Annotated in this window: 26 protein-coding genes; 9 read left to right on the top strand and 17 right to left on the bottom strand. The window is 49.5% G+C overall.

Annotated features, from left to right (window positions below; genetic code table 11):
* Positions 1-25: 25 nt before the first annotated feature.
* The 4 genes from ABMB67_RS00310 to ABMB67_RS00295 are packed head-to-tail and all read left to right on the top strand — an operon-like array spanning position 26 to position 3,117.
* Positions 26-1,255: a 2,3-diketo-5-methylthiopentyl-1-phosphate enolase gene (locus ABMB67_RS00310; protein ID WP_354570755.1), complete on the top strand. Its 1,230-nt coding sequence runs from the start codon at positions 26-28 to the stop codon at positions 1,253-1,255.
* Positions 1,255-1,941, top strand: coding sequence for a 2-hydroxy-3-keto-5-methylthiopentenyl-1-phosphate phosphatase (locus ABMB67_RS00305; RefSeq protein WP_354570754.1), 687 nt, complete (start codon positions 1,255-1,257; stop codon positions 1,939-1,941). The genes ABMB67_RS00310 and ABMB67_RS00305 overlap by 1 nt, the downstream gene beginning before the upstream one ends.
* Positions 1,934-2,551 (top strand): methylthioribulose 1-phosphate dehydratase, encoded by a 618-nt coding sequence (locus tag ABMB67_RS00300; protein ID WP_354570753.1) that lies wholly within the window; start codon positions 1,934-1,936, stop codon positions 2,549-2,551. Before ABMB67_RS00305 ends, ABMB67_RS00300 begins: the two co-directional genes overlap by 8 nt.
* Before the next feature lie 23 nt (positions 2,552-2,574).
* Positions 2,575-3,117, top strand: a complete 543-nt coding sequence (locus ABMB67_RS00295; protein ID WP_251222142.1) for a 1,2-dihydroxy-3-keto-5-methylthiopentene dioxygenase — start codon at positions 2,575-2,577, stop codon at positions 3,115-3,117.
* A gap of 154 nt (positions 3,118-3,271) precedes the next feature.
* Here ABMB67_RS00295 and ABMB67_RS00290 read toward each other — a convergent pair whose 3' ends face one another.
* From ABMB67_RS00290 to ABMB67_RS00275, 4 genes are all read right to left on the bottom strand, one after another.
* The gene (locus ABMB67_RS00290) at positions 3,272-4,219 is read right to left on the bottom strand and encodes a DMT family transporter (RefSeq protein WP_251222141.1); all 948 of its coding nucleotides are present in this window, start codon (positions 4,217-4,219) and stop codon (positions 3,272-3,274) included.
* A gap of 89 nt (positions 4,220-4,308) precedes the next feature.
* Positions 4,309-4,974 (bottom strand): hypothetical protein, encoded by a 666-nt coding sequence (locus ABMB67_RS00285; protein ID WP_354570752.1) that lies wholly within the window; start codon positions 4,972-4,974, stop codon positions 4,309-4,311.
* 60 nt (positions 4,975-5,034) lie between these two features.
* Positions 5,035-6,693 (bottom strand): ABC1 kinase family protein, encoded by a 1,659-nt coding sequence (locus tag ABMB67_RS00280; RefSeq protein ID WP_354570751.1) that lies wholly within the window; start codon positions 6,691-6,693, stop codon positions 5,035-5,037.
* 201 nt (positions 6,694-6,894) lie between these two features.
* Positions 6,895-7,611 carry a YebC/PmpR family DNA-binding transcriptional regulator gene (locus ABMB67_RS00275; protein ID WP_354570750.1) on the bottom strand — a complete coding sequence of 239 codons (717 nt, stop codon included), beginning with the start codon at positions 7,609-7,611 and terminating at the stop codon, positions 6,895-6,897.
* Between the two features lie 237 nt (positions 7,612-7,848).
* Here ABMB67_RS00275 and ABMB67_RS00270 point away from each other — a divergent pair, with 237 nt between their 5' ends.
* The 3 genes from ABMB67_RS00270 to ABMB67_RS00260 all read left to right on the top strand — a co-directional run bounded on the left by ABMB67_RS00270 (position 7,849) and on the right by ABMB67_RS00260 (position 9,478).
* Positions 7,849-8,286 (top strand): cupredoxin domain-containing protein, encoded by a 438-nt coding sequence (locus ABMB67_RS00270; RefSeq protein ID WP_354570749.1) that lies wholly within the window; start codon positions 7,849-7,851, stop codon positions 8,284-8,286.
* Positions 8,287-8,355: 69 nt separating this feature from the next.
* A complete protein-coding gene (locus ABMB67_RS00265; RefSeq protein ID WP_251222136.1) occupies positions 8,356-8,553 on the top strand; it encodes a DUF2188 domain-containing protein in 198 nt (65 codons plus the stop codon).
* A 178-nt stretch (positions 8,554-8,731) separates the two neighbouring features.
* On the top strand, positions 8,732-9,478 hold the full coding sequence (locus ABMB67_RS00260; protein ID WP_354570748.1) for a YybI family spore inner coat protein: 747 nt from the start codon (positions 8,732-8,734) through the stop codon (positions 9,476-9,478).
* 3 nt (positions 9,479-9,481) lie between these two features.
* Here ABMB67_RS00260 and ABMB67_RS00255 read toward each other — a convergent pair whose 3' ends face one another.
* From ABMB67_RS00255 to ABMB67_RS00235, 5 genes are all read right to left on the bottom strand, one after another.
* Complete coding sequence (locus tag ABMB67_RS00255; RefSeq protein ID WP_251222134.1) at positions 9,482-10,648, bottom strand: TraB/GumN family protein; 1,167 nt, start codon at positions 10,646-10,648, stop codon at positions 9,482-9,484.
* A gap of 152 nt (positions 10,649-10,800) precedes the next feature.
* Positions 10,801-12,099, bottom strand: coding sequence for a phosphopyruvate hydratase (eno, locus tag ABMB67_RS00250; RefSeq protein ID WP_354570747.1), 1,299 nt, complete (start codon positions 12,097-12,099; stop codon positions 10,801-10,803).
* On the bottom strand, positions 12,077-13,105 hold the full coding sequence (locus tag ABMB67_RS00245; RefSeq protein ID WP_354570746.1) for a phosphotransferase family protein: 1,029 nt from the start codon (positions 13,103-13,105) through the stop codon (positions 12,077-12,079). The genes eno and ABMB67_RS00245 overlap by 23 nt, the downstream gene beginning before the upstream one ends.
* Before the next feature lie 12 nt (positions 13,106-13,117).
* Complete coding sequence (locus ABMB67_RS00240) at positions 13,118-13,792, bottom strand: GntR family transcriptional regulator (protein WP_354570745.1); 675 nt, start codon at positions 13,790-13,792, stop codon at positions 13,118-13,120.
* Positions 13,793-14,001: 209 nt separating this feature from the next.
* Positions 14,002-14,988, bottom strand: coding sequence for a 2-hydroxyacid dehydrogenase (locus tag ABMB67_RS00235; RefSeq protein WP_354570744.1), 987 nt, complete (start codon positions 14,986-14,988; stop codon positions 14,002-14,004).
* A 157-nt stretch (positions 14,989-15,145) separates the two neighbouring features.
* Here ABMB67_RS00235 and ABMB67_RS00230 point away from each other — a divergent pair, with 157 nt between their 5' ends.
* Positions 15,146-15,787 carry an MOSC domain-containing protein gene (locus tag ABMB67_RS00230; protein WP_354570743.1) on the top strand — a complete coding sequence of 214 codons (642 nt, stop codon included), beginning with the start codon at positions 15,146-15,148 and terminating at the stop codon, positions 15,785-15,787.
* Between the two features lie 85 nt (positions 15,788-15,872).
* Here ABMB67_RS00230 and ABMB67_RS00225 read toward each other — a convergent pair whose 3' ends face one another.
* From ABMB67_RS00225 to ABMB67_RS00200, 6 genes are all read right to left on the bottom strand, one after another.
* Positions 15,873-16,592 carry a transglycosylase domain-containing protein gene (locus ABMB67_RS00225; protein ID WP_354570742.1) on the bottom strand — a complete coding sequence of 240 codons (720 nt, stop codon included), beginning with the start codon at positions 16,590-16,592 and terminating at the stop codon, positions 15,873-15,875.
* A gap of 327 nt (positions 16,593-16,919) precedes the next feature.
* Positions 16,920-18,158 carry a beta-ketoacyl-ACP synthase II gene (gene fabF / locus ABMB67_RS00220; protein ID WP_354570741.1) on the bottom strand — a complete coding sequence of 413 codons (1,239 nt, stop codon included), beginning with the start codon at positions 18,156-18,158 and terminating at the stop codon, positions 16,920-16,922.
* 17 nt (positions 18,159-18,175) lie between these two features.
* Entirely contained in the window at positions 18,176-19,120 is a 945-nt protein-coding gene (locus ABMB67_RS00215) for a beta-ketoacyl-ACP synthase III (protein ID WP_251222126.1), read from the bottom strand.
* Positions 19,121-19,488: 368 nt separating this feature from the next.
* The gene (locus ABMB67_RS00210) at positions 19,489-20,313 is read right to left on the bottom strand and encodes an ABC transporter ATP-binding protein (protein WP_251222125.1); all 825 of its coding nucleotides are present in this window, start codon (positions 20,311-20,313) and stop codon (positions 19,489-19,491) included.
* A gap of 15 nt (positions 20,314-20,328) precedes the next feature.
* A complete protein-coding gene (locus ABMB67_RS00205; protein WP_251222240.1) occupies positions 20,329-21,288 on the bottom strand; it encodes a FecCD family ABC transporter permease in 960 nt (319 codons plus the stop codon).
* A gap of 59 nt (positions 21,289-21,347) precedes the next feature.
* Positions 21,348-22,412 carry a FecCD family ABC transporter permease gene (locus tag ABMB67_RS00200; protein ID WP_354570740.1) on the bottom strand — a complete coding sequence of 355 codons (1,065 nt, stop codon included), beginning with the start codon at positions 22,410-22,412 and terminating at the stop codon, positions 21,348-21,350.
* A gap of 74 nt (positions 22,413-22,486) precedes the next feature.
* Between ABMB67_RS00200 and ABMB67_RS00195 the strand changes: the two genes are divergently transcribed.
* Positions 22,487-23,083: a TroA family protein gene (locus ABMB67_RS00195; protein WP_354570739.1), complete on the top strand. Its 597-nt coding sequence runs from the start codon at positions 22,487-22,489 to the stop codon at positions 23,081-23,083.
* A gap of 71 nt (positions 23,084-23,154) precedes the next feature.
* Here ABMB67_RS00195 and ABMB67_RS00190 read toward each other — a convergent pair whose 3' ends face one another.
* Positions 23,155-24,405: an ATP-binding protein gene (locus ABMB67_RS00190; protein WP_354570738.1), complete on the bottom strand. Its 1,251-nt coding sequence runs from the start codon at positions 24,403-24,405 to the stop codon at positions 23,155-23,157.
* Between the two features lie 71 nt (positions 24,406-24,476).
* Positions 24,477-24,671, bottom strand: coding sequence for a protein YkzS (ykzS, locus tag ABMB67_RS00185; protein WP_251222121.1), 195 nt, complete (start codon positions 24,669-24,671; stop codon positions 24,477-24,479).
* Positions 24,672-24,810: the final 139 nt, after the last annotated feature.

Genomic DNA, 24,810 nt, shown 5'->3' with positions numbered 1-24,810 from the left:
GTAACGAAAGGAGGACTCCGCTACGATGAGTCATATTACGGCAACCTACAAGGTGTTTGACCAAAAAGGCGACCTCGCTAAAAAAGCGGAAGGCATCGCGCTCGGCCTGACAATCGGCTCCTGGACAAACCTTCCCGCACTGGAAAAGAAGCAGCTTGAAAAGCACAAAGGAGAAGTCATCTCTGTCGAAGAGCTTGTGCCAACGGCGGATGACAACCGTTATTTCTCCAGCAAACGGACGGTCGGCCTGATTAAAATCGCCTACCCTGCCGCCAACTTCAGCGCGGATCTGGCAGCGATTTTGACGACGATGTTCGGCAAGCTATCCCTCGATGGAGAAATCAAGCTTGTCGACATTGAGCTGTCGCCCCAGCTTGAAGCCCAATTTCCTGGTCCGCAATTCGGCATCAGTGGCGTCCGGGAACGACTCGATGTGTTTGACCGCCCACTGTTAATGAGTATTTTTAAAGGGATGATCGGCAAGGACATTGGTGAATTTCAGCAGCAGCTCAAGCAGCAGGCCATTGGCGGTGTTGACCTTGTCAAAGACGATGAGATTCTGTTTGATAATGAGCTGACCCCATTTGAACAGCGGATTACGACCGGCGTCCAGACGCTGGCTGAGGCCTATGAAGAAACCGGAAAAAGAACGCTGTACGCTGTCAACTTGACCGGACGGACGTTCGACTTAAAAGAAAAGGCGAAGCGCGCAGTCGATCTCGGTGCAAGCGCATTATTGTTTAATGTGTTTGCTTACGGCCTTGATGTGCTGCAAAGTCTAGCCGAAGATCCGGATATTGCCGTACCGCTAATGGCCCACCCGGCTGTTTCCGGGGCGATGACCGGCTCGCCTTATTATGGCTTCTCCAACAAAGTGCTGCTCGGCAAGCTGTTGCGCCTTGCTGGCGCCGACCTTGTCCTCTTCCCTTCTCCTTATGGCAGCGTCGCTTTGGAAAAGCAGGAAACGCAGGACATTGCGACAGCATTGACCACGCAAAGCCAGCTCAAGCCGGCCTTCCCGGTTCCATCGGCCGGGATTCATCCGGGGCTGACACCGCTTTTAATCAATGACTTCGGCCACGACGCGGTCATTAACGCCGGCGGCGGCATTCACGGCCATCCGGCCGGCGCTGATGCCGGGGCCCGTGCCTTTAGAGCGGCGATCGATGCTGTGCTCGCCGGACAGACTCTTGATGAAGCCGCCGGACAGCAACCCGAGCTGCGCACCGCGCTTGAGCTGTGGGGGCAGCGATGATGAGTTCAATTGACGGACGAAAGCCGATCATTTTCTGTGATTTTGACGGCACGATCACCACTAAGGACAATATTATCGCGATTATGAAGGAATTCGCCCCGCCCGGCTGGGAGCAGATTAAGGACGAAATCCTCGCCCAGCGGATTTCGATACGCGAAGGAGTCGGCGCGCTGTTTTCTCTCATTCCGGTGGAACGAAAAGCGGAGATCATTGCCTTTGTGCAGCGGCAGGCGACGATACGCGAAGGCTTTCAGCAGCTGCTGGACTTTACGAAGGAGTACGGCTTCGACTTTAACGTCGTCAGCGGCGGAATTGACTTTTTCGTCGAACCGATGCTCGCTCCCTACAAGCTGACTGATAACCTTTATTGCAACGGCAGCGACTTCAGCGGCGAGACGATCGAGATTCTCTGGCCTCACGCCTGCGACGCTGACTGCACAAATGATTGCGGCTGCTGCAAGCCGTCGATTTTGCGGCAGTATTCCGCCGAGGATTATTATAGAATCGTTATCGGCGATTCAATTACCGACCTGGAGGCAGCCAAGCTCGCCGATGAAGTGTTCGCCTGTGATGACTTTCTGCTTGAGAAATGTCAGGAGCTTGGCCTCCGTCATACGGCTTTCTCGTCCTTCCATGAAGTGATAGCCGGGCTGAAAGCGAAAAAAGGAGTGAGCATCAATGAGTGAAGCAGTACAGGAAAAATGGAATGAGCTTGCTGACATTAAAGATGAACTGGCCGCCCGCGACTGGTTCCCGGGCACAAGCGGAAATTTGTCGATCAAGGTCAGCGACTCGCCGCTCTCTTTCCTTGTCACCGCAAGTGGCAAAGACAAACGAAAACGGACAGCCGAGGATTTTTTACTAGTCGGCGGCAACGGCCAACCGCTTGAGGAAACTCATCTCAAGCCATCAGCAGAAACGGTGCTTCATCAACGAATTTACGAAAAAACCGATGCCGGCTGCTCGCTTCATGTTCATACGATTGACAACAATGTCATCTCAGAGCTGTACGGCGAACAAGGTGAAATCACCTTCCGTCGTCAGGAGCTGATCAAAGCGTTTAACATTTGGGATGAGGATGGCGAGATCACCGTGCCGATTGTTAAAAATTACGCCGATCTCCCCCGCTTGGGAGACGCGGTCGCCGAACGGATCGCTCCAGGCATCTACGGAGTGCTCATTCGCAACCACGGTATCACCGCCTGGGGACGAAATGGCTTTGAAGCGAAAAAACATTTGGAAGCTTTTGAGTTTTTATTCAGCTATCATCTTAAGATGCTGGCTTTAAGAAAATAACCATATTGAAGGAGGAAAATCAAATGGCTGAAATTCAAATTCGTAACACAGGAGAAGTCATTCACGGAGAAGAAGAGGTGCGCAGCTTTTTAGCAAGTCAGGACGTTCTTTATGAGCACTGGGATACGAGCAAGCTGCCTGAGCGTTTGCAAGGGGTTTGCCATCTGACAGATGGCGATAAGGAAGAGGTGCTGGCGACATTTGACGAAGACATTCGTTCCCTTGCCGAACGCCGCGGCTATCAAAAATGGGATGTCATCTCGTTAAATAATGACACGCCCGACCTCGACAAGCTGTTGAAAAAGTTCGAGCAGGTCCACACTCATACCGAAGACGAAGTACGGGCGATTACAGCCGGATCAGGGACTTTTGTCATTAAAGGGGCAGAAACCGGCTATTTCGATGTCAACCTCACACCAGGAGACGTCATTTCCGTTCCGGTCAACATCCCGCACTTCTTCACCCTCTCGGAAGAGCGCCAGGTCGTCGCCGTCCGCTTGTTCATTGATCCGGAAGGCTGGGTTGCTCATCCTTTTGCTGATCCTGAGTTTGAGGGAAGTAAATAAGAAAACCGTACAGCGGCTTTTCTTAAAAGCGGTGTGCGGAGCCGTTACAATGCAACGCGCGAAGCCGTCGCTCTTCTTCAATTCAACCCGAAAACTATATACGTTAGTGGCTGGGCGAAAGGAAAAACATCCTTTTGTCCAGCCACTTTAGCTTCTAGGATACCGCTCTTCTCTCCGCCTTCCCTTTCCGCGAGAGAAATTGCGGATTGGAGGCTAGAATGACCCCGGTTAAAATCAGGATGCCGCCGATCAGCTGTGCTTTCGCCAGGCTTTCTCCGGTAAACAGCACGGCGAGCACCGTCGTGAACAGGACGATCATATGCAAATAGTTGGACGCTCTGCCCGGTCCGACCTGCATCACGCCCTCGTTCCAGCAAATAAAAGAGAGAAACCCCGGAAACAAGGCGAGATAGACGACTGTCAGCATAAGCGAAGGTGATAGCGACGTCAGCTCGAGCGGCTCATAGGTCCGCTCGAAAAGCGCGAACGGAATCAGACAAGCAATCGCAATATAGATTGTGATCAAAAAAGTCGCTTTTTTCGGCAGATCGACCCCGAACCGCTTCATCAGCACCGAATAAATCGACCAGCAGATCACCGCAGCGACAACGATCACATCACCCGGATTGATCCGCAGCGCAACAATCGCTTCCATGCTGCCGCCAGTTACCACGACAACGACGCCGGCAAGTGAGACGACAATCCCGACGAACTGCCAGGGGACAATCCTCTCCTTCAAAAACATGACCGATAGTACGACAATCAGCAACGGTGAGAGCGAATTCACGAGCGATGCGTTAATCGATGTCGTATATTGTATCGCAATATATAATAGCGTATTAAAGCCGCCGACGCCGGTAATCGCCAGCAGAATCAGTACCTTCCAATTTGCCTTAAGGATCGCTTTATTCGCCTTCACCTCATTGATAACGAATGGCAAAAAGACAATACTGACAATCAGCCACCTTATTACAGAAAGCTGAATTGGCGGGATTTCCTCGATCACCATCCGGCTAAATGCAAAATTCGTTCCCCAAAAAAAAGTAGCCAGCACAAGCAGCAGATAGGGGGACTGCTTCAGTTTGTTGAATACGGCCTGCAATCATTTCGCCTTCTTTCTCTAGTCTAGTAGGTCAACTCCATCATACCATATTCTGTCTGCCGCGCGTGCTCGATTGCCGGAGGCTATCCTCATCCTCCTTCTATTATGATCGATTTCATTCTGTCTGTCGCGTACGCTCCCGGGTTGACCGCATTGGCGTCAAGCCAGTAGGAAATGCGAAAAGAAGAGCCATCCTCAAGGTGAAGCCGCAAAAAAACCGGATTGCTATATGCAATGTCAGAATAGATTCCATCAAAGCCAACATAAGCCAGAGAAAGAAAATCCTCGATAAAAGCGATTGTTTCTTCCTCACTGTAATCGTACATCTGGCTACCATCATTGCCGCTTTCCCGACTAAGCTTCGTCACTTTTCCTTCGATGTCGTACAGCTCCTTTATTGTCTCGGCCGCTTCATTTCTATGTACTTGAAAAAGTCGTCCCCCGGCGATCAGCCGGAAATCAGGCCGGTAGCCGACGCTTTCAAAAATCTCAGTTCCTTCCGGCAGAAAAGCAGCATCGCCATTTTCGATTTGATGATCGGCGCAGGCCTGGTCAGCAAGTTGAAAGGATACTTCACCAAGCTTTTCTCCTTTTTGACGCTGCCCCCCCTCCTTTCCCAATCCAATATATTCGATATCGTTATACATCAACACATCGGCCCATTCATTGATCTCATTCGGGCAGGTTTCCAGTTTTTGCACCTGAGACGAGCAGCCGCCCACCACCAATAAAAGCAGAATCATACCCTTTTTCATCTCGATCCCCCCTTTATGTGATGAGACGCCCGTTCGTCGGTTAACGTTTCTTCTTCGTGATTAAAATCTTCCAGAGCGGACGATCGCCCAAATGATCCAGAGAAAGAGAAACGAGGCGATCCCAAGCCCGATTTCGAGCGAAGGCAGGCGCGACAGAATCGTCTGCTCCGCCGTGAGTGAACCTCCGACAATCACCGCCGCCATAATGATGCTGAACGATAAAAGCACGATCGAAAACGAAAGCTTATTCGTAATCTGATCAATTTTATGGTTCAGCTGATCGAGCTCGGAAATCGACATTTTCATTTCCAGTTCATTGCGCCGCGCGGCACGGATCACGTGTTGCAGCTCCTTCGGCAAGTAGCGCAACGTCCTGAGTAAATCAATTGTCTCTTCCTGCATCTGCTTTGCGGCGCGGATCGGATCATAACGCTCTCTGACCAGATCGTGGCCAAACGGCTCGATAATATCAATAATGCGAAGCTGCGGCGCCAACGTTGCCAGCAGGCGCTCAATGGAAAGGATTGATTTCAGCAGCACCGTTAAGGACGATGGGACGAGACAGCGATGCTTGTGGGCAATATCGAAGATTTCCTGCAAGGCGTTTGCCAGGCTGATCTCGCTTATTTCCATCGTCGCATATTTGATCCGCAGCTGCTCGAGGTCGTCCCAAATCAGCTCCTGGTCACTGTCCTCCCGTAAAATTTCCATCCCGATCAGGGCGCGGTGCACTTTGTTTGTATCGCGCTTGTAAAGGCCGATCAACAGCAGTGCCAGCTCCTGCCGCATCCGACGCGAAAGCCGGCCGACCATGCCAAAGTCAATCAAGACGACCTTGTTCGCTTTCGTGACAAATACATTCCCTGGATGAGGATCCCCGTGAAAAAAGCCGTGGACAAACATTTGCTCAAACATCCCTTTGGCGAATTGTTCGGCTATCCGTTTAGGCTGATAGCCGGCTGCTTTTGTCGCCTCTGTTACTTTCACTCCATCAATAAACGACTGCGTCAGCACCTTTTTCGTAGAATAATCACTGTAGATCCGCGGTGCTGAAATATAACCGCTTTCCATGCTCTGCTTGCGAATCCGCTCGGTATTATCGGCCTCAATCACGAAATTAAGCTCCTGGCGCAGCACTTTCGCAAATTCGTCAAACAGCTCGACAAGCTGAAACTGCGCGACCCAGCTGAGGCGGTCCTCGGCCATCACGAGCAAATCAGCGATAATTTCAAGATCCGTTTCGATCAGGCGCTCAATCATTGGCCGGCGCACTTTGACGACGACCTCCTCCCCACTTATCAGCGTCGCCCGATGCACCTGTCCAATCGACGCCGCGGCAAGTGGCTGTTCATCGAAAGAGGCAAAGCAAGCCGGCAATGATGCTTGCAGTTCGGCTTCAATAATGCCCTTCACCTCCTGAAAAGGAAAGCTTGGCACATGATCCTGCAGCGTTTCCAGTTCACTAATAATCATCGGCGGAAATAAGTCAGATCGCGTACTCGCCACCTGTCCGAGTTTAACAAAAGTCGGCCCCAGTTCTTCCAGCAAAAGGCGGATTCGTTTCGCCATCGAAGCGTCGCTCTCCGGTTTCCTGCCAGACTTCCTCCTCACCTGGTCCATCAGGCCCAAATCACGGACAATATGGCCGAAGCCGTAATGAAACAAGGCCGTAGCTATCTCCTGATACCTTGACAAATGGCGCATTTTTCGTCTTAACATCTCTTCGTCCTTCCTTTTGACCGTTATCCTCTTCTATAACCATACCAAATTATCAGGCTGATCAAACACCCTGTTTTTTCTCACTGTGCTCATTACCTATTTTTCTCAGGCAGGTCCGGCGTGATGCGAATTCCCCCTGTTTTTCAACCATAGCAAAAAAGCAGTACAGCCTGCTAAAGACTATACTGCCAAGTTGACTCGTTAATCGAGATCGACATTATGGTAAACCTGCTTGACGTCCTCCAAATCTTCAAGAACATCAATCATTCTTTCAAATTGGGCCTGCGCATCAGCATCAAGGGTCACATCATTTTGCGCAAGCATCGTCAATTCCGCGACCGTAAAATCAGTAATGCCGGCCTGCCTGCATGCCTCCTGCACGGCATGGAACTGAGCGGGATCCGCATAAATAATAACCGAATCATCTTCTTCAAATAGATCACGAACATCGACATCGGCTTCCATCAGCAATTCCAGCATCTCTTCCTCCGTCTTCCCTTCAATGCCAAACACGGCAGTCGCATCGAACATATAGCTGACCGAGCCACTCACACCCATATTGCCGCCGTTTTTACTGAACGCCGCCCGAACCTCTGCTGCCGTTCGGTTGACATTATTCGTCAGCGCATCGACGATCACCATTGAGCCGTTCGGGCCGAAGCCTTCATAGCGCAGTTCATCGTAGTTCTCCTCTGAGCCGCCCTTTGCCTTCTCCAACGCGCGTTCAATGATCGCCTTTGGCACATTATACGTTTTGGCGCGCTCCAGCACGACCTTTAACGCCTGATTCGACTCCGGATCCGGCTCGCCCTGCTTGGCGGCGACATAAATTTCACGGCCGAACTTCGCATAAATCCGGCTCGTATTCGCATCCTTTGATGCCTTCTTTTCCTTGATATTATTCCATTTACGACCCATTGCTTAACACTCACTTTCACTTCAAGTAAATAGCGTTTCGTCATTCTTTTTTATTATACCTTACTTAGCAGAAAAAAACGAGATTGCAAGGGTCGTCGGAGATGGTTGGCGCTAGAGCTGTCCGTTCTTGACTGAGCACCTCCCCCACTTTGGAAATCCGGCAAAAATAATAGACAAGTTTCCCTTCATTCCTTGCATATGTATATAGCAGGGCTTGTTTAAGAAAGGAGAATGAAGATGGTTATTCGTTTACGGAAAGGCTGGCTGCTGCTTGCGCTCGCGGTCGTCGTCTCAAGTGTGTTATGGTACGTGCTGCAGGACCGTTCTTCAGTTGAAACCGCAGGACGGGCTGGTGAAATCTTTGAGCTCCATATGGTGACAAGTGAAATTAAGTCAACGACAGAGGACGGGCATGAGCTCGAGGCGTACCGCTGGGACCCTGGCACATTGTATATTCCAAAAGACAAGGACATCACCTTGCGCATTTACGGGGTGAATGGGATGGAGCATCCTTTTTATGTGGAAGGAACCGACATAAAAGGAACGGTCAAAAAAGGAGAAGAAACGCTGATTAATTTGCATTTTTCAGAGCCTGGCGTCTACCGCCTTATTTGCACCGCTCACAGCAATATCGAAAATAACGGACCAATGATCGCCTATCTGATCGTCGAGTAAGGCGACTACGTTTATGAAGGAGCGCCACCGGGAAGGTGACAGAAACGGAACAGAAAAGGAGGCGATCAGATGAAGCAATTTAGCGTGGCCCCAAATGCCGATGCATCGCGCTGGCTCGTCAAGCTGGAGGATGTCGCTCCTGAAGACAGCTTCACCTCAAAGGATGAAGCGATACGGGCAGCGGAGGAGCTGGCGCGGGAAAATCAGCCGAGCCGGGTTCTGATTCTTGATCAGCAGCATCAAATCATTGAAGAAAGACAGTATTAGACGTATGGGAGTTGCCGGCACGTCAAAATGGCGAAGCTGCTGAAAAGGGAAATCATCCTTTTTCAGCAGCTTTTTCGTCATGACGCTTTTCGGCAGCTCTCTTTTTTTACAAAAAAGCGACCCTCTTCCTCGTCAGACGCATAGAATAGCGGAAAGATGCGTAAGGAGAGATGGAAGCATGAAGATCAATTTTCCGGTATTTACTACCGAATCTAACGAACAGCGTGAATCGTTTGTTTTTTCGTATGCGGAAGGGGATGTGAATGGAGACTTTATCGTCGACTATGTTTATTTAATCGGGCAGCGGTCCGACGACAGTCCGTACAGCACGTCTGTCACGCTCGTGATTCAGGACGGAAGGACGAATCAATTTCACAGCGTCGCCCTTTCGACCGATCAAGGCTACGAGCCGCGCCTGTTCCTTGCCCCGTTTTCACGGGCGAATGTCGATGATATTTTGATCAGCATGGACTCAGGCGGGAGCGGCGGCTACGGCTATTATTATCTCTATTCGTTTTACGAGAATCAGCCTGTGCTTTTATTTGACTATGACGCTTTTGACCGGTTATATGACTATGAGGTGATCTACAAAAACGACTACCGAATCGAGGTGACAAACAAGACGCTGCATCTTTCCTTCGTCATCGACATTAGCAACCGTGATCATGACTACCTGGCAGATCTTTATCATCCGGACGGCACATTAAAGACCCCTCTGGAGGGGTCTGTTTCCGGGTTGAACCAGCTTTATCCGATTGACTTCGACGGAGACGGCGTCTATGAGCTGTATGCGCTGCAGCGCATTATCGGCCAGTATAATGCCGATGGTCTCGGGCTTGTCCAAACGCCGCTTAGTTGGGACGGCACAGCGTTTACACCGGCGTTCGGCAATCAATACGTCGCCGTCCTCGGCGTGAACCAATAGACGTTACAAATTTTCAAGAAAGACACGAATGACATCCGTACCGCCGACGACCGTGCCAAGCGTGCTGCCAATGTTCGTAAAAATAATAATCAGCAAAATGCGCGTCACTTTATTTTGCCAGAAGCCTTTGACAGAAACGACATCATCGGCAAGGCTTTCCAGATCACCGACATTCGGCCGGCGGAAATAAGCTTGTACAAACCCGGCAAACCAGCCTGCGGCAATTAATGGATTGAGCGAGCTGATCGGCGCGACGACAAAGGCGGTCAAAATCGTTAACGGATGACCAAAGGCAATCGCCGCTCCAAGGGCGGCAAATGATCCGTTCCACAGTATCCAGCTAATCGTCTGCTGGAGTCCAGCTGATGGGTTGGCGATGAACGTGTAGGCGATAACGGCCAGAATCATAATCGGAATCGCCCAGCCAATGATCTTCGGCAGCTTCGATTTTGGAGGAAGTTTCGTTAACGCCTGTAAATCCTGTTCTTTTTTGATTTCCTCCGTAATTCCCGGCACGTGGGCCGCGCCAAGCACCGCCACGACCTTTTTGCCCGGTGCTTCTTTGATCTTCTGCGCCAAATATTGATCTCGCTCGTCAATGAGCGGAACCTTTAAACGCGGAAAGGAAGCAGAAAAATCCTGAAGCGTGGCGTTAAGCATATCCTGAGATTTCATTTTCTCCAGCTCTTCTTCCGAGATCGTTTCATTTGTAAAAATGCTGCCAATCATCTGCGTCAACAGCTTCGCCTTGCCCCAGAAGCCGACGTTGCGCCAAATGCGGGCAAAGGTGATTTGTATGTTGCGATCAGCCAGAACAAGTTCGGCGCCTACTTCTTTGGCCGACTCGATTCCTTGGATCATTTCCTGCCCCGGCTGAATGCCGAATTGCTTGGCGATCCGCTTTTGAAAGGAAGAGATGACGAGATTCATTAATAGAAACGTTGTTTTCTTCGCCTTCATAATTTTAAAAATGTCCATTTCCTTCCAGCGATCCTGGTTTTGGATCGTTTCAAACCGCTGCTGATCCAGCTCGACACAAACAGCGTCCGGACGCTCTGTTTCAATTACTTCTTTGACCTGCTCCGCGCTTTTTTTCGAGACGTGAGCCGTTCCAACTAGAATAAATTCCTTGCCATCTTGAGATATTCTCGTAATCGTTTCCTCTGACATCGTTGACCTTCCTTCTCCAGACGTTTTCCCAGTAAGTATACCAATAATGGAGCCGAAAACATAGCGTTCTGTCAAAAGGAAGGTCCTCTAAAGCGAAACGCTCGGCACTGTTCGCTTTCTCTGAAAGCCTCTTTTGCCATTCTCGCAAACTGTCAGCTTAAAATCCTCTTAAAAATATCCTTCCCGGCATAGTGCGCAGCAGCTCCAAGCTCCTCTTCAATCCGCAGCACTTCATTCCATTTCACCGTTCTTTCAGATCGCGCGACCGAGCCAACCTTTAGCTGACCGGCATTTGTCGCAATTGCCAAATGAACGATTGTTGCATCCTCCGTCTCCCCTGAACGGGCAGAAATAACGGGCAAGTACCCGGCGCTTTTCGTCGACTCAATCGCATCCAACGTTTCCGTAATTGTGCCGATTTGATTCATTTTAATCAGAACCGAATTATAGACACCTTGCCGGACTCCTTTTTGAATGCGGGGAACTGATGTCGTGAACAGATCATCACCGATCAGCTGCAGCCGCTTGCCGATTCTTTCCGTCAGCTTGCGCGAGCCTTCCCAGTCGGTTTCTGCCATCCCGTCTTCAATGGAGATAATCGGATAGCGATCAGCCAAATCACACAGATAATCAATAAACTCATCACGCGTAAAGGAACGATTCTCTAAAGCAAGACGGTAGCTGCCATCCTCCTCGTAAAACTCACTCGAGGCGATATCGAGCGCAATCGCCACCTCTTTGCCCGGCTGATAGCCCGCTTCTTCAATTCCTTCCACTAGTAGCTGCAAGCCTTCTTCATTCGTGCTGAAGCCCGTCGGCCAAAAGCCGCCTTCATCGGCCGTCGCTAAAGGCTTCCCTTGTCTTTCGAAGACTTTTTTCGTTGCCTGATACACATTGACGACCATTTCATAGCCCTGTGAAAAGCTCGTTGAGCCGACCGGAATGACGAGATAATCCTGGAGGTCGGTTGTCGCTCTCGCATGGGCGCCGCCGCCGATAATTTGAATCATCGGCAGCGGCAGCTGCTTCGCATTCGCTCCGCCTAAATAGCGGTATAGCGGGACGTTGCTTCCGCGCGCTGCGGCCCAGGCGACCGCCATCGAAACGGCAAGTATGCTGTTCGCTCCGAGCCGTGACTTATTTTCCGTTCCATCGAGCTGGCACAACAATTGATCAATCGCCACCTGGTCGGTCGCATCTAAACCGAGCAAAGCAGGAGCGATAATCGACTCGACATGCCCGATCGCCTGATAGACCGCCTTCCCCTGAAATGAGCCAGCGTCTCCGTCGCGCAGCTCCAGTGCTTCGAATTTTCCGGTTGACGCGCCTGACGGAACCGTCCCCCGTCCCCAGCCTCCTCCGGCTAAATGGACATCAACCTCGACTGTCGGAACAGAGCGGGAATCAAAAACCTGGCGTGCTTTTATTTCAGTAATCGCAAATGGATTCATAAGAGCCTCCTCGTTTTTTTAACATGACGTGCTGAACATCGTGAAACGTGACAGCGGAGCTGATGATCTCGTAGCTGAGCTCACGAATTAGCGCTTTATCTTCAGCTGCCGTGATATACTCGGCAGGTGATTTGCCGTCGACTCTGGCGAGAAACAAAAAGGCGAGCAATCTGACCGTCTCGCGCTCCAGCTGCTGCCGGTCGATAAAGTCGATATGCTTGAAATAGCTGGCGATAAAGCATTGCATCAGATGCAAATAGGCCGGCGCCCATTTCTTTTCGTTGATCGACTTCAACAGAAAATGCGTCGTCACAAAGGCGAGGTCAAATGCTGGATGACCGATGTGAGCGACCTCATAATCAAGAAGATACAACCGTTTTTTCGTAACGAGAATATTCTTCGGGCTGAAGTCGCCATGGACAAGCGTCAGCCGCTGCTCAAGCAGGAGAGCAATCGTCTCGTCAATCATCGCTTGTAAGGACGGATGCTTTTCTTTGACCGTCTCCAGGTAGGGAGAAATCCGCAGCTCTTTAAAAATCTGCTGATTGGCAAACCGCTCATGGAAACGCTTACTTTTTGCCGCATGCTGATGGACAGTGGCGAGCGCAATTGCAATTTGCTCTGTTACTTGAAAATCAAGCCGCCCTGCTAATAATTGCTGCTTCCACACCACTGCCTCAAGCGGGGCCGCCTCCATCACATAAAGATACTGCTCGTCGTCACTATGGACAAAATCAGGCACCGCTTCGGGAATCAGCTCGTTAAGCGCAATCAGACAGTCTTTTTCAATCAAAATGCGGCGAATATCGGAAAACCAGTCATCCTTCACGTTGAGCTTTGACAATGCCTGCTTAACAACGAAGCTTCTTTTCTTTCGCTCGACCCTGACAACCTTGCAGGAAACACCACCCGTTAACGAAGTGTACTGAACATGTTCTCCCGTTTGAATCAAATGGCGATCCAGCAAATAGCTATGCAGGCTCTCCTTATTATTAATATCAATCATCTTGCTCCCCCTTTATCCCCGTCCGGACGAAAATAGCACTACCTGTTCCACCGTCTGCTTGCCGGCTTGAATATGCGTCGTCATACAGTCAATCGCCTGCCGGCTCTCTCCGCGCTGCAGATGAGTAAGAATCTCCTGATGCATGCCGATTTGTTTTTGCTGATCATAGCGCTCCGCAATTAGCTCCAGCAGCGTATACAAGCAGGGCGACAACGTTTCCCACAGCTTGCATAATGCCCGGTTTTGACTGCTTTCCACGAGCCGGCGGTGAAAATAAAGATCCAGCCAAATATACGGCTCACGCTCAGCGGCGGCGACGGATTCCATCGCCTTTACGATCTCGGTCATTTCGTGATAAGCCCGGCTGTCACCTGCTTCCACGCTTTCCTGGATCGCCAGTGTTTCTAAATACGTTCTCATCCTGCACCAGTCCGCGAAGCTTTTGTCTGAAAAACCGACGACATAAGGTCTGCCATTGCCCGGAATCTCAATCAACCCTTCGATATGTAGCTGTTTAATCGCATCGCGGACAGGTCCCCTGCTTAAGCCGAGCTCCTCCGAGACCAATTTTTCATTCAAGTGCTCGCGAAAAGCCCATTTCCCGGTGAGTATGCCTTTTCGAATGTAATTCGCGACTTTAACATGTGTCGCTTGCTTGATCTGCTCAGCAAAAAGAAGCTCCGTCACGACTGCCTCCTCCCTTGCTAAAATGTTAACAATTAATAATTAACTTATTACTTTTACTATATAATGAATGATCAGACTTTTCAATCGTTTTTTCAACAAACAAAAAGCAACCTCAGAGAAAGCCTCATAAGGTTGCGATGGTGGAGTGTATGAATACGTTTCTGAATGTGACTGTTCAGCAGAGCTAGTCGGCACCTTGCCAGGGAGATTTATGGTTCCCGCCTGTTCCAGACTTCCTCGTTAATCAGGGTTGGTGGCTTTTGTCCTTGTAATCCCTTTCGCAAATTGTCTGCGGCCAGCTTCGACATCTGATATTCACATTCGATCGTCGACGAGCCGATATGCGGCAATGTCACTACATTTGAAAGCGACAAGAGCGGATTGTCGGGCCGGGTCGGCTCTTCGGTGAAAACATCCATTCCGGCGGCGCGAATCTCTCCTTGTACAAGTGCCTCATAAAGTGCTTCTTCATCGATATTTTGTCCGCGTGAGCCATTAATAAAAATCGCTGTTCGCTTCATCCGCTGAAATTCCGCTTTTCCAATCAAATGCTTCGTAGCTTTGGAAGCGGGAACCATGAGACAGACATAGTCAGAACGTTCAAGCAGTTCATCAAGTTCGCAATAGGTCGCCTGGAACCGTTCCTCCGCTTCAGGCCGGCGCGAACGATTATGATATAAAATCTTCATATCAAATCCGAGGTGAGCCCGCTTGGCGATCGCCGTGCCGATATTGCCCATGCCGATAATCCCTAATGTTTTATGATGAACATCGATCCCGTATTGCTCCGGCTGCAAGGAAACTGTCCATTGCCCGGCTTTCACATAGTGATCGAGCTCAGGAATACGTCTGGCAGTGGCCAACAGCAGGCCGAACATCGCATCGGCTGTCGTATCATCAAGAATATTCGGCGTATTGGTCGCCATAATCTGGCGCTTTGTCAGCTCTTCTAAATCAAGATTGTCATAGCCGACAGAGACGTTGGAAACGATTTTCACATTCGGAGCGAGCTCGAGCAGCTCCTTCGTCACCTTAAGGGCAAGGCCGATAATGCCGTCCGCTTCTTTTAAAGCCTGATCAAAGCGCGGATCTCCGACATACTCATGGTTTTGAAATGATGTCACGTCAAATTCCTTTTCCAGTTCAGCCCGCACACGCTCATCGACTCTCATATAGGAAAGAACCTTTTGCTTCATTCTGATCCCTCTTTCCGAAAAAATATGATATTCCTTTTACGATAACACGGGAACGCGTACAGCGGCTATCGCTTTTTCCTACTAAATGTGCAACCATTCAGGCAGTCAGCTATGGTAAACTGACTGTAGTCACGAAACATTTGAAAGAGGGAAGCATATGTCGAAAAGCTTTGAAATTACAAACGTCGCCGTAGCTCTGCCTAAACAACTCGTTTACGGGCAAGACAAAGAACTGTATACTGGGATCGAAAAACAATTTGTGTCCGAGGTTTTTTTAACAAAAGACGGCTTCAACGGAGATGATGTCGCTGATAAAAAGCATCATGGCGGCCGTGACCGGGCCGTTTGTCTCTATCCATGGGAACATTATGCAAAGTGGAATGAGGAATTCTCGACCTCGCTTCCCCCATCCGCCTTTGGAGAGAATATTACGGTTAAAAACCGGCTTGAACGCGATGTGTATATCGGTGATATTTATCAGCTTGGCGAAGCGGTCATTCAAGTAACACAGGGAAGAGAGCCATGCCATACAATCGAAAAGCACACCGCCGTGCGCGGGTTGCTGAAGCGGCTCGTGCAAACCGGCTACACCGGCTATCTTTGCCGTGTATTGGAAGAAGGAACCGTCCGCGCCGACTCAGATTTGAAGCTGCTTGAAGAAAACGCTCATCGTGTCTCGGTGCTTGAAGCGAACGAAGTCTATTTGCAGCGCAACGTTCCCCGTGACGCGCTCGAACGTCTTCTGACGGTGCCTGAACTGGCAGTGCATTGGCGGAACAAGCTCCAGCAGCGTATATAGTTTCAGCTGTTAAACGGATTTTTGTGGAATGTGAGGGGATGAGTCATTTATAAAGGGTTGAGCGACAGCCTGTCGACAACCCTTTTTATAATGTATCGAGAGTAGAGCGTTTTGCTGGAAAAGGAACATCAGTCTGTGGAAAGGTGAGAGGCGCTGTCAGCTTTTTCATTGTTTCGGCTTCAGCCTTACTGGAAACTTGCTGCACGTTTGAAATCGGCTCCACGCCTCCAAAGCGAAAGCCTGCATTTGTTGGTTCCGATGCGTAGCTGTTTTCCGCTGCTGGCATTGGCTGTTCTCCTTCAGCGATAACATGGCCGACGAGCATGGCCGTTTCTTCCACCGTAAGCTCCCTTACTTCCTTGCCTAGATAAGTGTCGGCAGCTGTTAAAATACACCACACTTCTGAACCGCTTTGAATGCTTTTTAAGTATTGGTCGAGAAGCTCCCGCTTGCTCGCTTCGCTTTCTGTATATAAAAATAAGTAATCTTCAACCAGAAAGTTTTTTTGACTATGCATCATATTTTCAGTCGCCGCCTGTAAATATGTTTCGATTCCTTCCTGGTATCCGTCTGCTGTAACAGGGAAAAAGGCCGAGGGATCATCCTGATGACTTGTCTGCGCCTCCGTTATTTTATGAATCGTAGAAGATGAATAATACAGCACAGCATCCTCATCTTTTTCCTTCTTTTCATCAAAGCCGTAAATCGTCGATCCATTCATCGCAATTCCAAGAGCGGCAAACAATGTGAGAAAAAGGCCTGTTTTTTTACCGTAGCCCACTGCTGATCTGCTTCGCAATCTCATCTATCTACCCTCCCTTGTATCATGTTACGCTTACATCGATACCCTTATTAAACCACATTTAAACCATTATTTTAGAGAATATCCCAAAAAAATTGATTGGCAAGTTTGGAATATTCTTCTCTCGTTCGTCTCCGTCCCTTTTAAAGCTCTCCCCGTACTCTTCGGTCTCCACCCGGTGTTTCCCTTCTTTTTTCATTCTTATTGCTATGCTGACTCCGCTCAGAATATCCCGTCCACATCCTAAAATGACCCCTGCGAACCGTTTTATCCGGCTGACTACATGACTTAGGGGCCGAGACAAAAAGTTGTCCCAGCCCCGTTAATCACTTATTGAAACTGCTTAAAGAGTAACGTCACATTATGGCCGCCAAAGCCAAATGAATTCGAGATGGCGACAGTGACTGACTGATTGATCGTTTCGTTTGGCACATAATTCAAATCAAGCTCGGGGTCTCGTGTCTGATAATGAATCGTTGGTGGAATGATCCCATCCCTGATCGTCAATACGGAAAAAATCGCTTCCAGGGCGCCGGCTGCTCCGAGCAGATGCCCGGTCATCGATTTGGTCGAGCTGACGGCAAGCTTGTAAGCATGATCTTGAAACACTTCCTTGATCGCCATCGTTTCATAAAGATCATTATAATAAGTGGATGTTCCGTGCGCATTAACGTACTGAACCTCTTCAGGCTGAAGGCCGGCATCGGCGAGCGCTTTTCGTATGGCGCGCTGACCGCCTTCCCCGGCCGGGGCAGGGGTCGTAATATGATAGGCGTCACCGGTCGCCCCATAGCCGCCGAGTTCAGCGTAAATGCTCGCTCCTCTTGCCTTGGCATGCTCCAGTTCCTCAAGGATGAGCACACCCGCCCCCTCGGCGATGACAAAGCCATCCCGCTCTTTATCGAACGGCCGGCTGGCCTGCTCTGGATCAGGGTTCGTCGAGAGCGCTGTCATGTTTGAAAAACCGGCTATCGTCATTTCGGTGATCGCCGCCTCAGTTCCCCCTGTGATCATCATATCCGCTTCGCCATTTTGTATCGCCCGGTACGCATCGCCAATCGAGTTGGCTCCTGAGGCGCAGGCCGTGACCGAGCAATTATTAATGCCCTTCGCTCCGACTTCAATCGAAACGCGTCCCGAGGCCATATCAGGAATTAGCATCGGAATGATGAATGGACTTACCCGTTTCGGTCCTTTGCTTAAATAGCGCTTATGCTGTTCTTCAAACGCATCAAGCCCGCCAATCCCTGAACCGATCCAAACGCCGATCCGCTCCGGCGAGACATTATTCCCGATTTGAACGCGCGCATCCTCCAATGCCATTTTACTGGCGGCGATCGCGAATTGCGTGAAGCGTCCCATTCGTCTTGCTTCCTTGCTGTCGATAAACTGCTCGGGTTGAAAATCCTTCACTTCTCCTGCCACTTTCACCTGGAAATGTTCCGTATCAATTCGCGTTATTGGCGCGACACCGGATTTTCCGTTTTTGATCTGTTCCCATGTTGTAGCCGCATCATGTCCGAGTGGACTGACGGCGCCTATTCCTGTTACAACTACTCGTTTTTTCATCGTTATGCTCCTTTCGTTCATTTCCCCCATTTTAAACAGACGGCTCCCCACGTAAGTCCTCCGCCAAACCCTACCATGACGACAATATCTTCATCCTTAATCTTGCCAGCCTGCAGCTCTGCGAACAAAGCGAGCGGAATCGAAGCTGCCGATGTATTGCCGTGCCATTTCACGGTCGCTGCCACCTTGTCCGGCGCGAGGCTCAGCCGCTCTCTTGCCGCCTCAATAATGCGGAGATTCGCCTGATGCGGCACGAGAAAATCAACATCCTCATTCGTCAGTCCAGCGCGCCTTACGACCTCAAGGCTCGATTCAGGCATTTGCCTTACTGCGAACTTGAACACTTCCCTGCCTTTCATTTCGACATAGCCGCTTTCCGAAGACACGAGCAAATGCTCCGCCCCTCGGCCGTCAGCGCCAAGCTCAAATGATAAAATCCCTTTGCCCGCCGACACTTCACTTAAAATCACAGCCCCGGCCCCGTCTCCAAATAAGACACACGTATTGCGGTCCGTCCAGTCGACAATTTTAGAAAATTTTTCACTTCCGATAATAAGAACGTGCTCATATGTATTCGTTTCGATAAACTGCTTGCCCGTCACAAGGGCATAAATAAAGCCCGAGCATGCTGCGCTGACATCCATTGCCGGCACATCCTCAATCCCGAGTGCCTGCTGCACGAGACAAGCAACGGACGGAACAGCATGATCAGGTGTCGCTGTAGCAACAATAATGAAATCAATCTCCTTAGCCGCCAGCCCGGCATCATTAAGCGCCTGTTTTGCCGCTGAAATCGCCATGTCGGATGTATCGGTTTCCCTGTTCGCCACCCTTCTTTCCCTTATTCCTGTCCGCGTTTGAATCCATTTATCACTCGTTTCAACCATTTCTTCCAAATCTTTATTCGTTACCACTTCTTCCGGTAGATAAACGCCTACCCCCGTAATCCCAACAGCCTTCATGTAACCACCCTACTTTGCCTATCGTATGTTAACATTATAAAGCACAACAGGATAAAAAGGTAAAAGAAAAAAGCTTGAGACAAAACTAGCTTTGGACCTACTGGCAATGGCTTCACACGCCACAAGCCCGTTGTGAGAAACCCACTCACAACGGGCTTTAAAAGATCGTGGCGGTTCCGCTCATTGCTTAGAGAGGCTGGGGAAAAAGGTCAAAAAACAACCTTTTTCCCAGCCTCCCAAAACATGAACGAGATTTCCTCCTCGTTTCACTATCCAATCCCTACCTCTTTTTCCAATATCAACGCTGCATCCGGGACAAAACCACATTGGTTGCCCCAGCCTCACAAGCCGGGACCTTTCATGCTTCATTACGCCAAAACAGGCGTAGCGAGCCGTACGTCTTCCTGCTCGTGGCTAAGGTCATAGGTCAGGCAAACCGGCTTATTTGTCCGGGGATCGGTGACGATTTCCGCATCAATTTGAAATACCTTTCGCAGCACATCAGAAGTCATCACTTCATTGGCTGTCCCTTCTTTAATGACCGTTCCTTTGTTTAAGGCAATCATATAATGAGCGAAGCGGGCCGCATGGTTCAAATCATGAATGACCATCACGATCGTCCGCCCTTCAATTTTGTTCAGACGTTCCAGCAATTGAAGAACCTCCAGCTGGTGAGCCAAATCAAGATATGTCGTCGGCTCATCAAGCAGCAGCAAATCGGTCTCCTGAGCGAGCGCCATCGCAATCCATACGCGCTGACGCTGCCCCCCGGACAGGGCATCGATCGTCCGGTCGGCAAATTCGTTCATTCCCGTTACGTCAATTGCCCATTCGATCACGCGTCTGTCTTCTGCCTTCAGCTTACCGAACCCTTTCTGATGAGGAAAGCGGCCGTATGACACTAGCTCGTAAACCGTAAGTCCATTCGGTGCTTCCGGGGTTTGCGGGAGGATCGCCATCTTCTGCGCCAGCTCCTTCGTCGGCGTCTGGTGGATCGCTTTCCCGTCAAGATAAACAGCCCCATCCTTTGCCTTCAGCAAACGGGACATCGTTTTTAAGATCGTCGACTTCCCGCAGCCATTCGGCCCAATAATCGTCGTGACCTGGCCTTCCGGTATTGTAATATTCAGCTGTTTGACGATCTCAATCTCTCCATATGAAATGCCCAGATCCTTCGTTTCTAGCTTTCCCATCTGTGCTGATCCTCCTTATGCATCATTCGTTTTCATTAATAAGTAAATAAAATACGGCGCCCCAAGAATCGCAACGACAATCCCAACCGGAACTTCCGAAGGGGCAAGCAAATTGCGCCCGAGCGTATCAGCCACGAGCAGCAGCAAGGCTCCCAGTAAGGCAGATGTCGGAATGAGCCATTGATGCTTTGGACCGACAAGCCTCCTCGCCAAATGAGGAGCGACTAAGCCGAGAAAAGCAATACCTCCGCCGACGGCGACGCACGCCCCGGCCAGGGCCACGGCAATAAACAGCAGGAGCCTTCTTTCCTTTTCCACCTTTGCGCCAAGTCCGGTAGCAAGCGTATCACCAAGCTGCAGCACGTTTAAATAGCGCGCTTTATAAAAGGTGAGTGGAATCAAAATCGCGATCCACGGCAGCAGTGCCAGCACATAGCGCCAATCCGTCCCCCAAATCTGACCGGCAAGCCAGATCGTCGCTCTCATAAAGTCGTTCGGATTCATCTTCAGCTGAAAATAAATCAGCAGCGCGGAAAAAGCGGCATTAATCCCGATCCCGACAAGAATCAGACGGATCGGTGTTACGCCATCCTTCCAAGCAATCACATAAATGAGGAAGGCGGCAAGCGCAGCGCCGGCAAGCGCAAACAACGGCATGATAAAAATAGACAGCGTGCCAAGACCGCCCATATCTCCTTCGAAGAAAAAGATAAACATCACGACAGCAAAGCCGGCACCGGTATTAATTCCTAAAATACCCGGATCGGCAAGACCATTCTGTGACACGCCTTGCAAAATCGCTCCTGACACAGCCAGCCCCGCGCCAATTAAAAGAGCAATCACCATCCGCGGCAGCCGGAATTCAAACAGAACAAGAGCCTGCTGCTCCGTTCCTGCCCCGAGCAATGTCCGAAACACTTCGCCAGGCGAAATCCGGATCACCCCTAGATTAAGACTAATGATAAAAACAAGCATGATGCTGATGACAATCGCCCCGACTGTGATCAACGCTTTTTTATTCGCCGTTCCTTTCACTACAATCCCCTCCTTCCACTACGAGCAAGGTAAAGGAAAAAAGGAACGCCGATAAGGGCAGTAATAACGCCTACAGGTGTTTCATAGGGAGGATTGAGCATTCTTGCACCGATATCGGCAAGGACAAGCAGCAAGCCCCCAAGCACCGCGGAGCACGGAATAATATAACGATAATCAACCCCAACTAAAAAACGGGTCAAATGAGGGATGATAAGTCCGACAAAACCAATCGCTCCTCCGACCGAAACAGCTGCTCCGGTAAGCAGCACAACAACGAGAACGCCTATTGTTTTCACAACAAATGTCCGCTGCCCGAGTCCCTTCGCTACATCTTCTCCTAAACTGAGCACCGTCACGGAGCGTGAGATAAGCAGCGCCAGGCAAAACCCGATAATCGCGACCGGGACTAAAAGCTGGATGCTGATCCACTTCGTACCGGCCACACCCCCGGCATACCAGAAGCTGATATCCTGCGCAACGTTAAAATGAATGGCAATTGCCGAGGACAGCGCACTTAGCAAAGCACCGACCGCCGCTCCGGCAAGGGCAAGCTTCACCGGCGTTAAGCCGTTTTTCGAAAAGCTGCCAATGACAAAGACGATCAGCGCACCAAGCCCTGCTCCGGCAAAAGACCAGGTCAAGAGCCCCAAATAGCTTGTTCCTGGAAAGAAAGCAAAGGCAAGCGCAATCGCAAATGCCGAGCCATCGGTCACCCCCATGATCGAAGGGGACGCAAGCGGATTTCGCGTCATTCCCTGCATGATCGCTCCCGAGACGGCCAAAAAAGCGCCAACGAACAGCGCCGCAAGCGAGCGCGGAATTCGCAGCTCATAAATAATCTGGTGTGCGGTAACATCAGGCTGAAAAGCAAAGACCGCTTCCCAAACAGTGATAAAATCAATTTCAGCCGCTCCTAACGAAATGGAGGCAGCTAACGAAACAAGCAGCAGGATCAGCCCAGTAACAAATACCACGACTGAAACAACGGGCCTTCCGGTTGCCTTGCCTGCTTCTCCATCAGTAAGCTGTTCATTTCCAGCAGCTCCGTCTTTTCTCTTTTTCATTCGGTTCTCAATCCTTTTCCAGTTGCAGCAACACTAATACGATAATGAAAATCATTATCATAAGTGTACCGTACTTGTTTCTTTCACGCAATAACTTTCTTATATATATAGTCAAGCAAATAGCTCTGGCCAGATCAGCTTACCGTCGGTATACTTCATTCAATATCGTGATAACGATTATCATTATCAAACTAATGGCTCGCTGCTTTCGACAAAACAGTGGACAAAAAGAAAAAAAGCTTGCATCCGTGATAGAAAAAAATGAAAAAGTCGTCATTTTAGAAATCAGCGAAAAAGAAATGTTCTTGTACGGCACCTCCTATGGGCGCGGTGGCGAAATCATATATAACGAGCTGGGCTTACGCGCTCCGGTCAAGGTTGAGGAGATAGCTTTTGAAGCTGGCTGGGCCGGGATGACGCTTGAAGTTTTACCAGAGTATCTTGCAGAAGCCGATTATCTTCTTCTTGGCGTACGGGAGTTGGGAGAGGAGAACAAGAAAGACATTCAGAACAGCCCGTTATGGCAGAACCTTCCTGCCGTGCAGGTCGGCTGCGTCATGAAATATGATTTGGACTCTTTTTATTTCCAGGATCCGATCGCCCTTGAACAGCAACTGGATGAAACCGCCGCGTTTTTACTTAGCAAGCAGCAAGCAGGAGCGCCTAGCTGAAAAAGCAAGCAGGAGCCTTTTTGCCTGCTTGCTTTAGGCTTACAGCGCTCCGCCATCATCCGGAGACAGCTCTAGCTATGAGCGGGGAGCCTGATCGTAAAGGTCGTTCCTGCTCCTTTTTTACTTGTCACTTCAATCGTTCCGTTCATGCTGCGAATAATACTGAAAGAGACCGTTAAGCCAAGCCCTGTCCCTTTTTCCTTCGTCGAGTAAAAAGGCGTTCCAATTTGGGCAAGCTGATCCTCCGACAGACCGACTCCTTTATCAATAATCCGAATGTACACCCACTCTCTCGCTTTTGAAAGCGAAATCGTGACTTCCCCGTGAGCAGGGCTCGCCTCGATTGCATTTTTAATCATATTAATCAGCACTTGCTGCAGCTTCTCACGACTTCCATAAGTCGTCAAGCTCTGGCCGTCCTGTCCTTCAAATCGAAGCTCCACGCCGTTCATTAAAGCATAGGAAGACAAAGTTTGGCTGATCAGCTCCATTTCCTTGCATAAATCAATCTTCTCTGCCTTATCGACTTGAGGCTTGGCCAATGTCAAATAATCATTAATAATCATTTGAGCCCGCTCCAATTCATTCGTCATAATCGAAATATGCTCTTTATGCTTGGCCGGCAATTCGTCCGACCTGGAGAGAATCTGCATAAAACCGCTGACTACCGTCATCGGATTGCGAATTTCATGGGCGACGCTTGCCGCCATTTGTCCGATAATATACAGCTTTTCTGACTTTTGCATTTCCATATGTAGATAATCATTCTCACGGAACGTCTCAATCATATATACGACAACCCACATCATCACAAGATGCAAGCCGATATTAAACAGATAAAACCATATCATTTCATCCAGTAAAGCCGGAAAGATGAGTTGAATAAACAGCACAATTAAAAACGAATGAACGACGATAAACAAGCACGTCGATTGGATCTTCTTCCGAAAGCTGAATTGCAAATAATTTTTAAAAAAGACGAAAATAAGAATATAGGATAACACATAGGCAAGCAGGACGACATAGAATCCCATACCGCCAAGCGTCAGGCGATAGGCGATCATCAGAACCGTTAAGATCGTCCCGACCATGAAATTGCCGTATAGGAATGAGGCGACCCACGGCACACTGCGTACATCGAGCAGTCCGCCAGTGAGAAATGTAATCGGAAATGTCATACAAAGCCAGATGGAAATTCCGCATATAATCCCAATTAAAATAGAATGATAGCGCTTAAGTCGCGGATAATGGCGCAACAACGAATAATAGAATAATATAGGGAAGAAAATATAAATCATCTGCAATAATAACTCTATGAACATTAAGTCTTCAGCTCTTCTTCTCTAACATACATTGTCGTAACACCTTTCTCTTTTAAAATACGGCCAGCTTTTTATTTCGTCCAGCCAGGCTCATAGGTATAGATCGTCTCGCCGCCATGCTGGGCATTTCCCCGAAAATGCAAAAAATCTTCCTGATTCGTCAACACAGCCCGAAAAGACAGAAAATCCGCTTTCGTTACGCGGTAAGCTTCAATCTCTCCTTGACGAAGCTGGTTCAATATCATCTCTGCGTCTTTTGTTTCCATTGCATTCACTACCTTTTCCGTAAAAATCTTATCCGCTTTCTCCCTTGATTTTACCATAGGTGCCAAGGAAAAGTGATGATGATTTTTTTCTCGCTCCACACGAAAAAAGGATGCCTCGAATCGTCATGACCCATGACCT

It is taken from the genome of Halalkalibacter oceani, assembly GCF_040544555.1.
GTDB classification, from domain to species: domain Bacteria; phylum Bacillota; class Bacilli; order Bacillales; family Bacillaceae_D; genus Halalkalibacter; species Halalkalibacter oceani.
The sequence above is the reverse complement of the archived record's forward strand: the minus strand, read 5'-3'. Positions and strand labels throughout refer to the sequence as shown.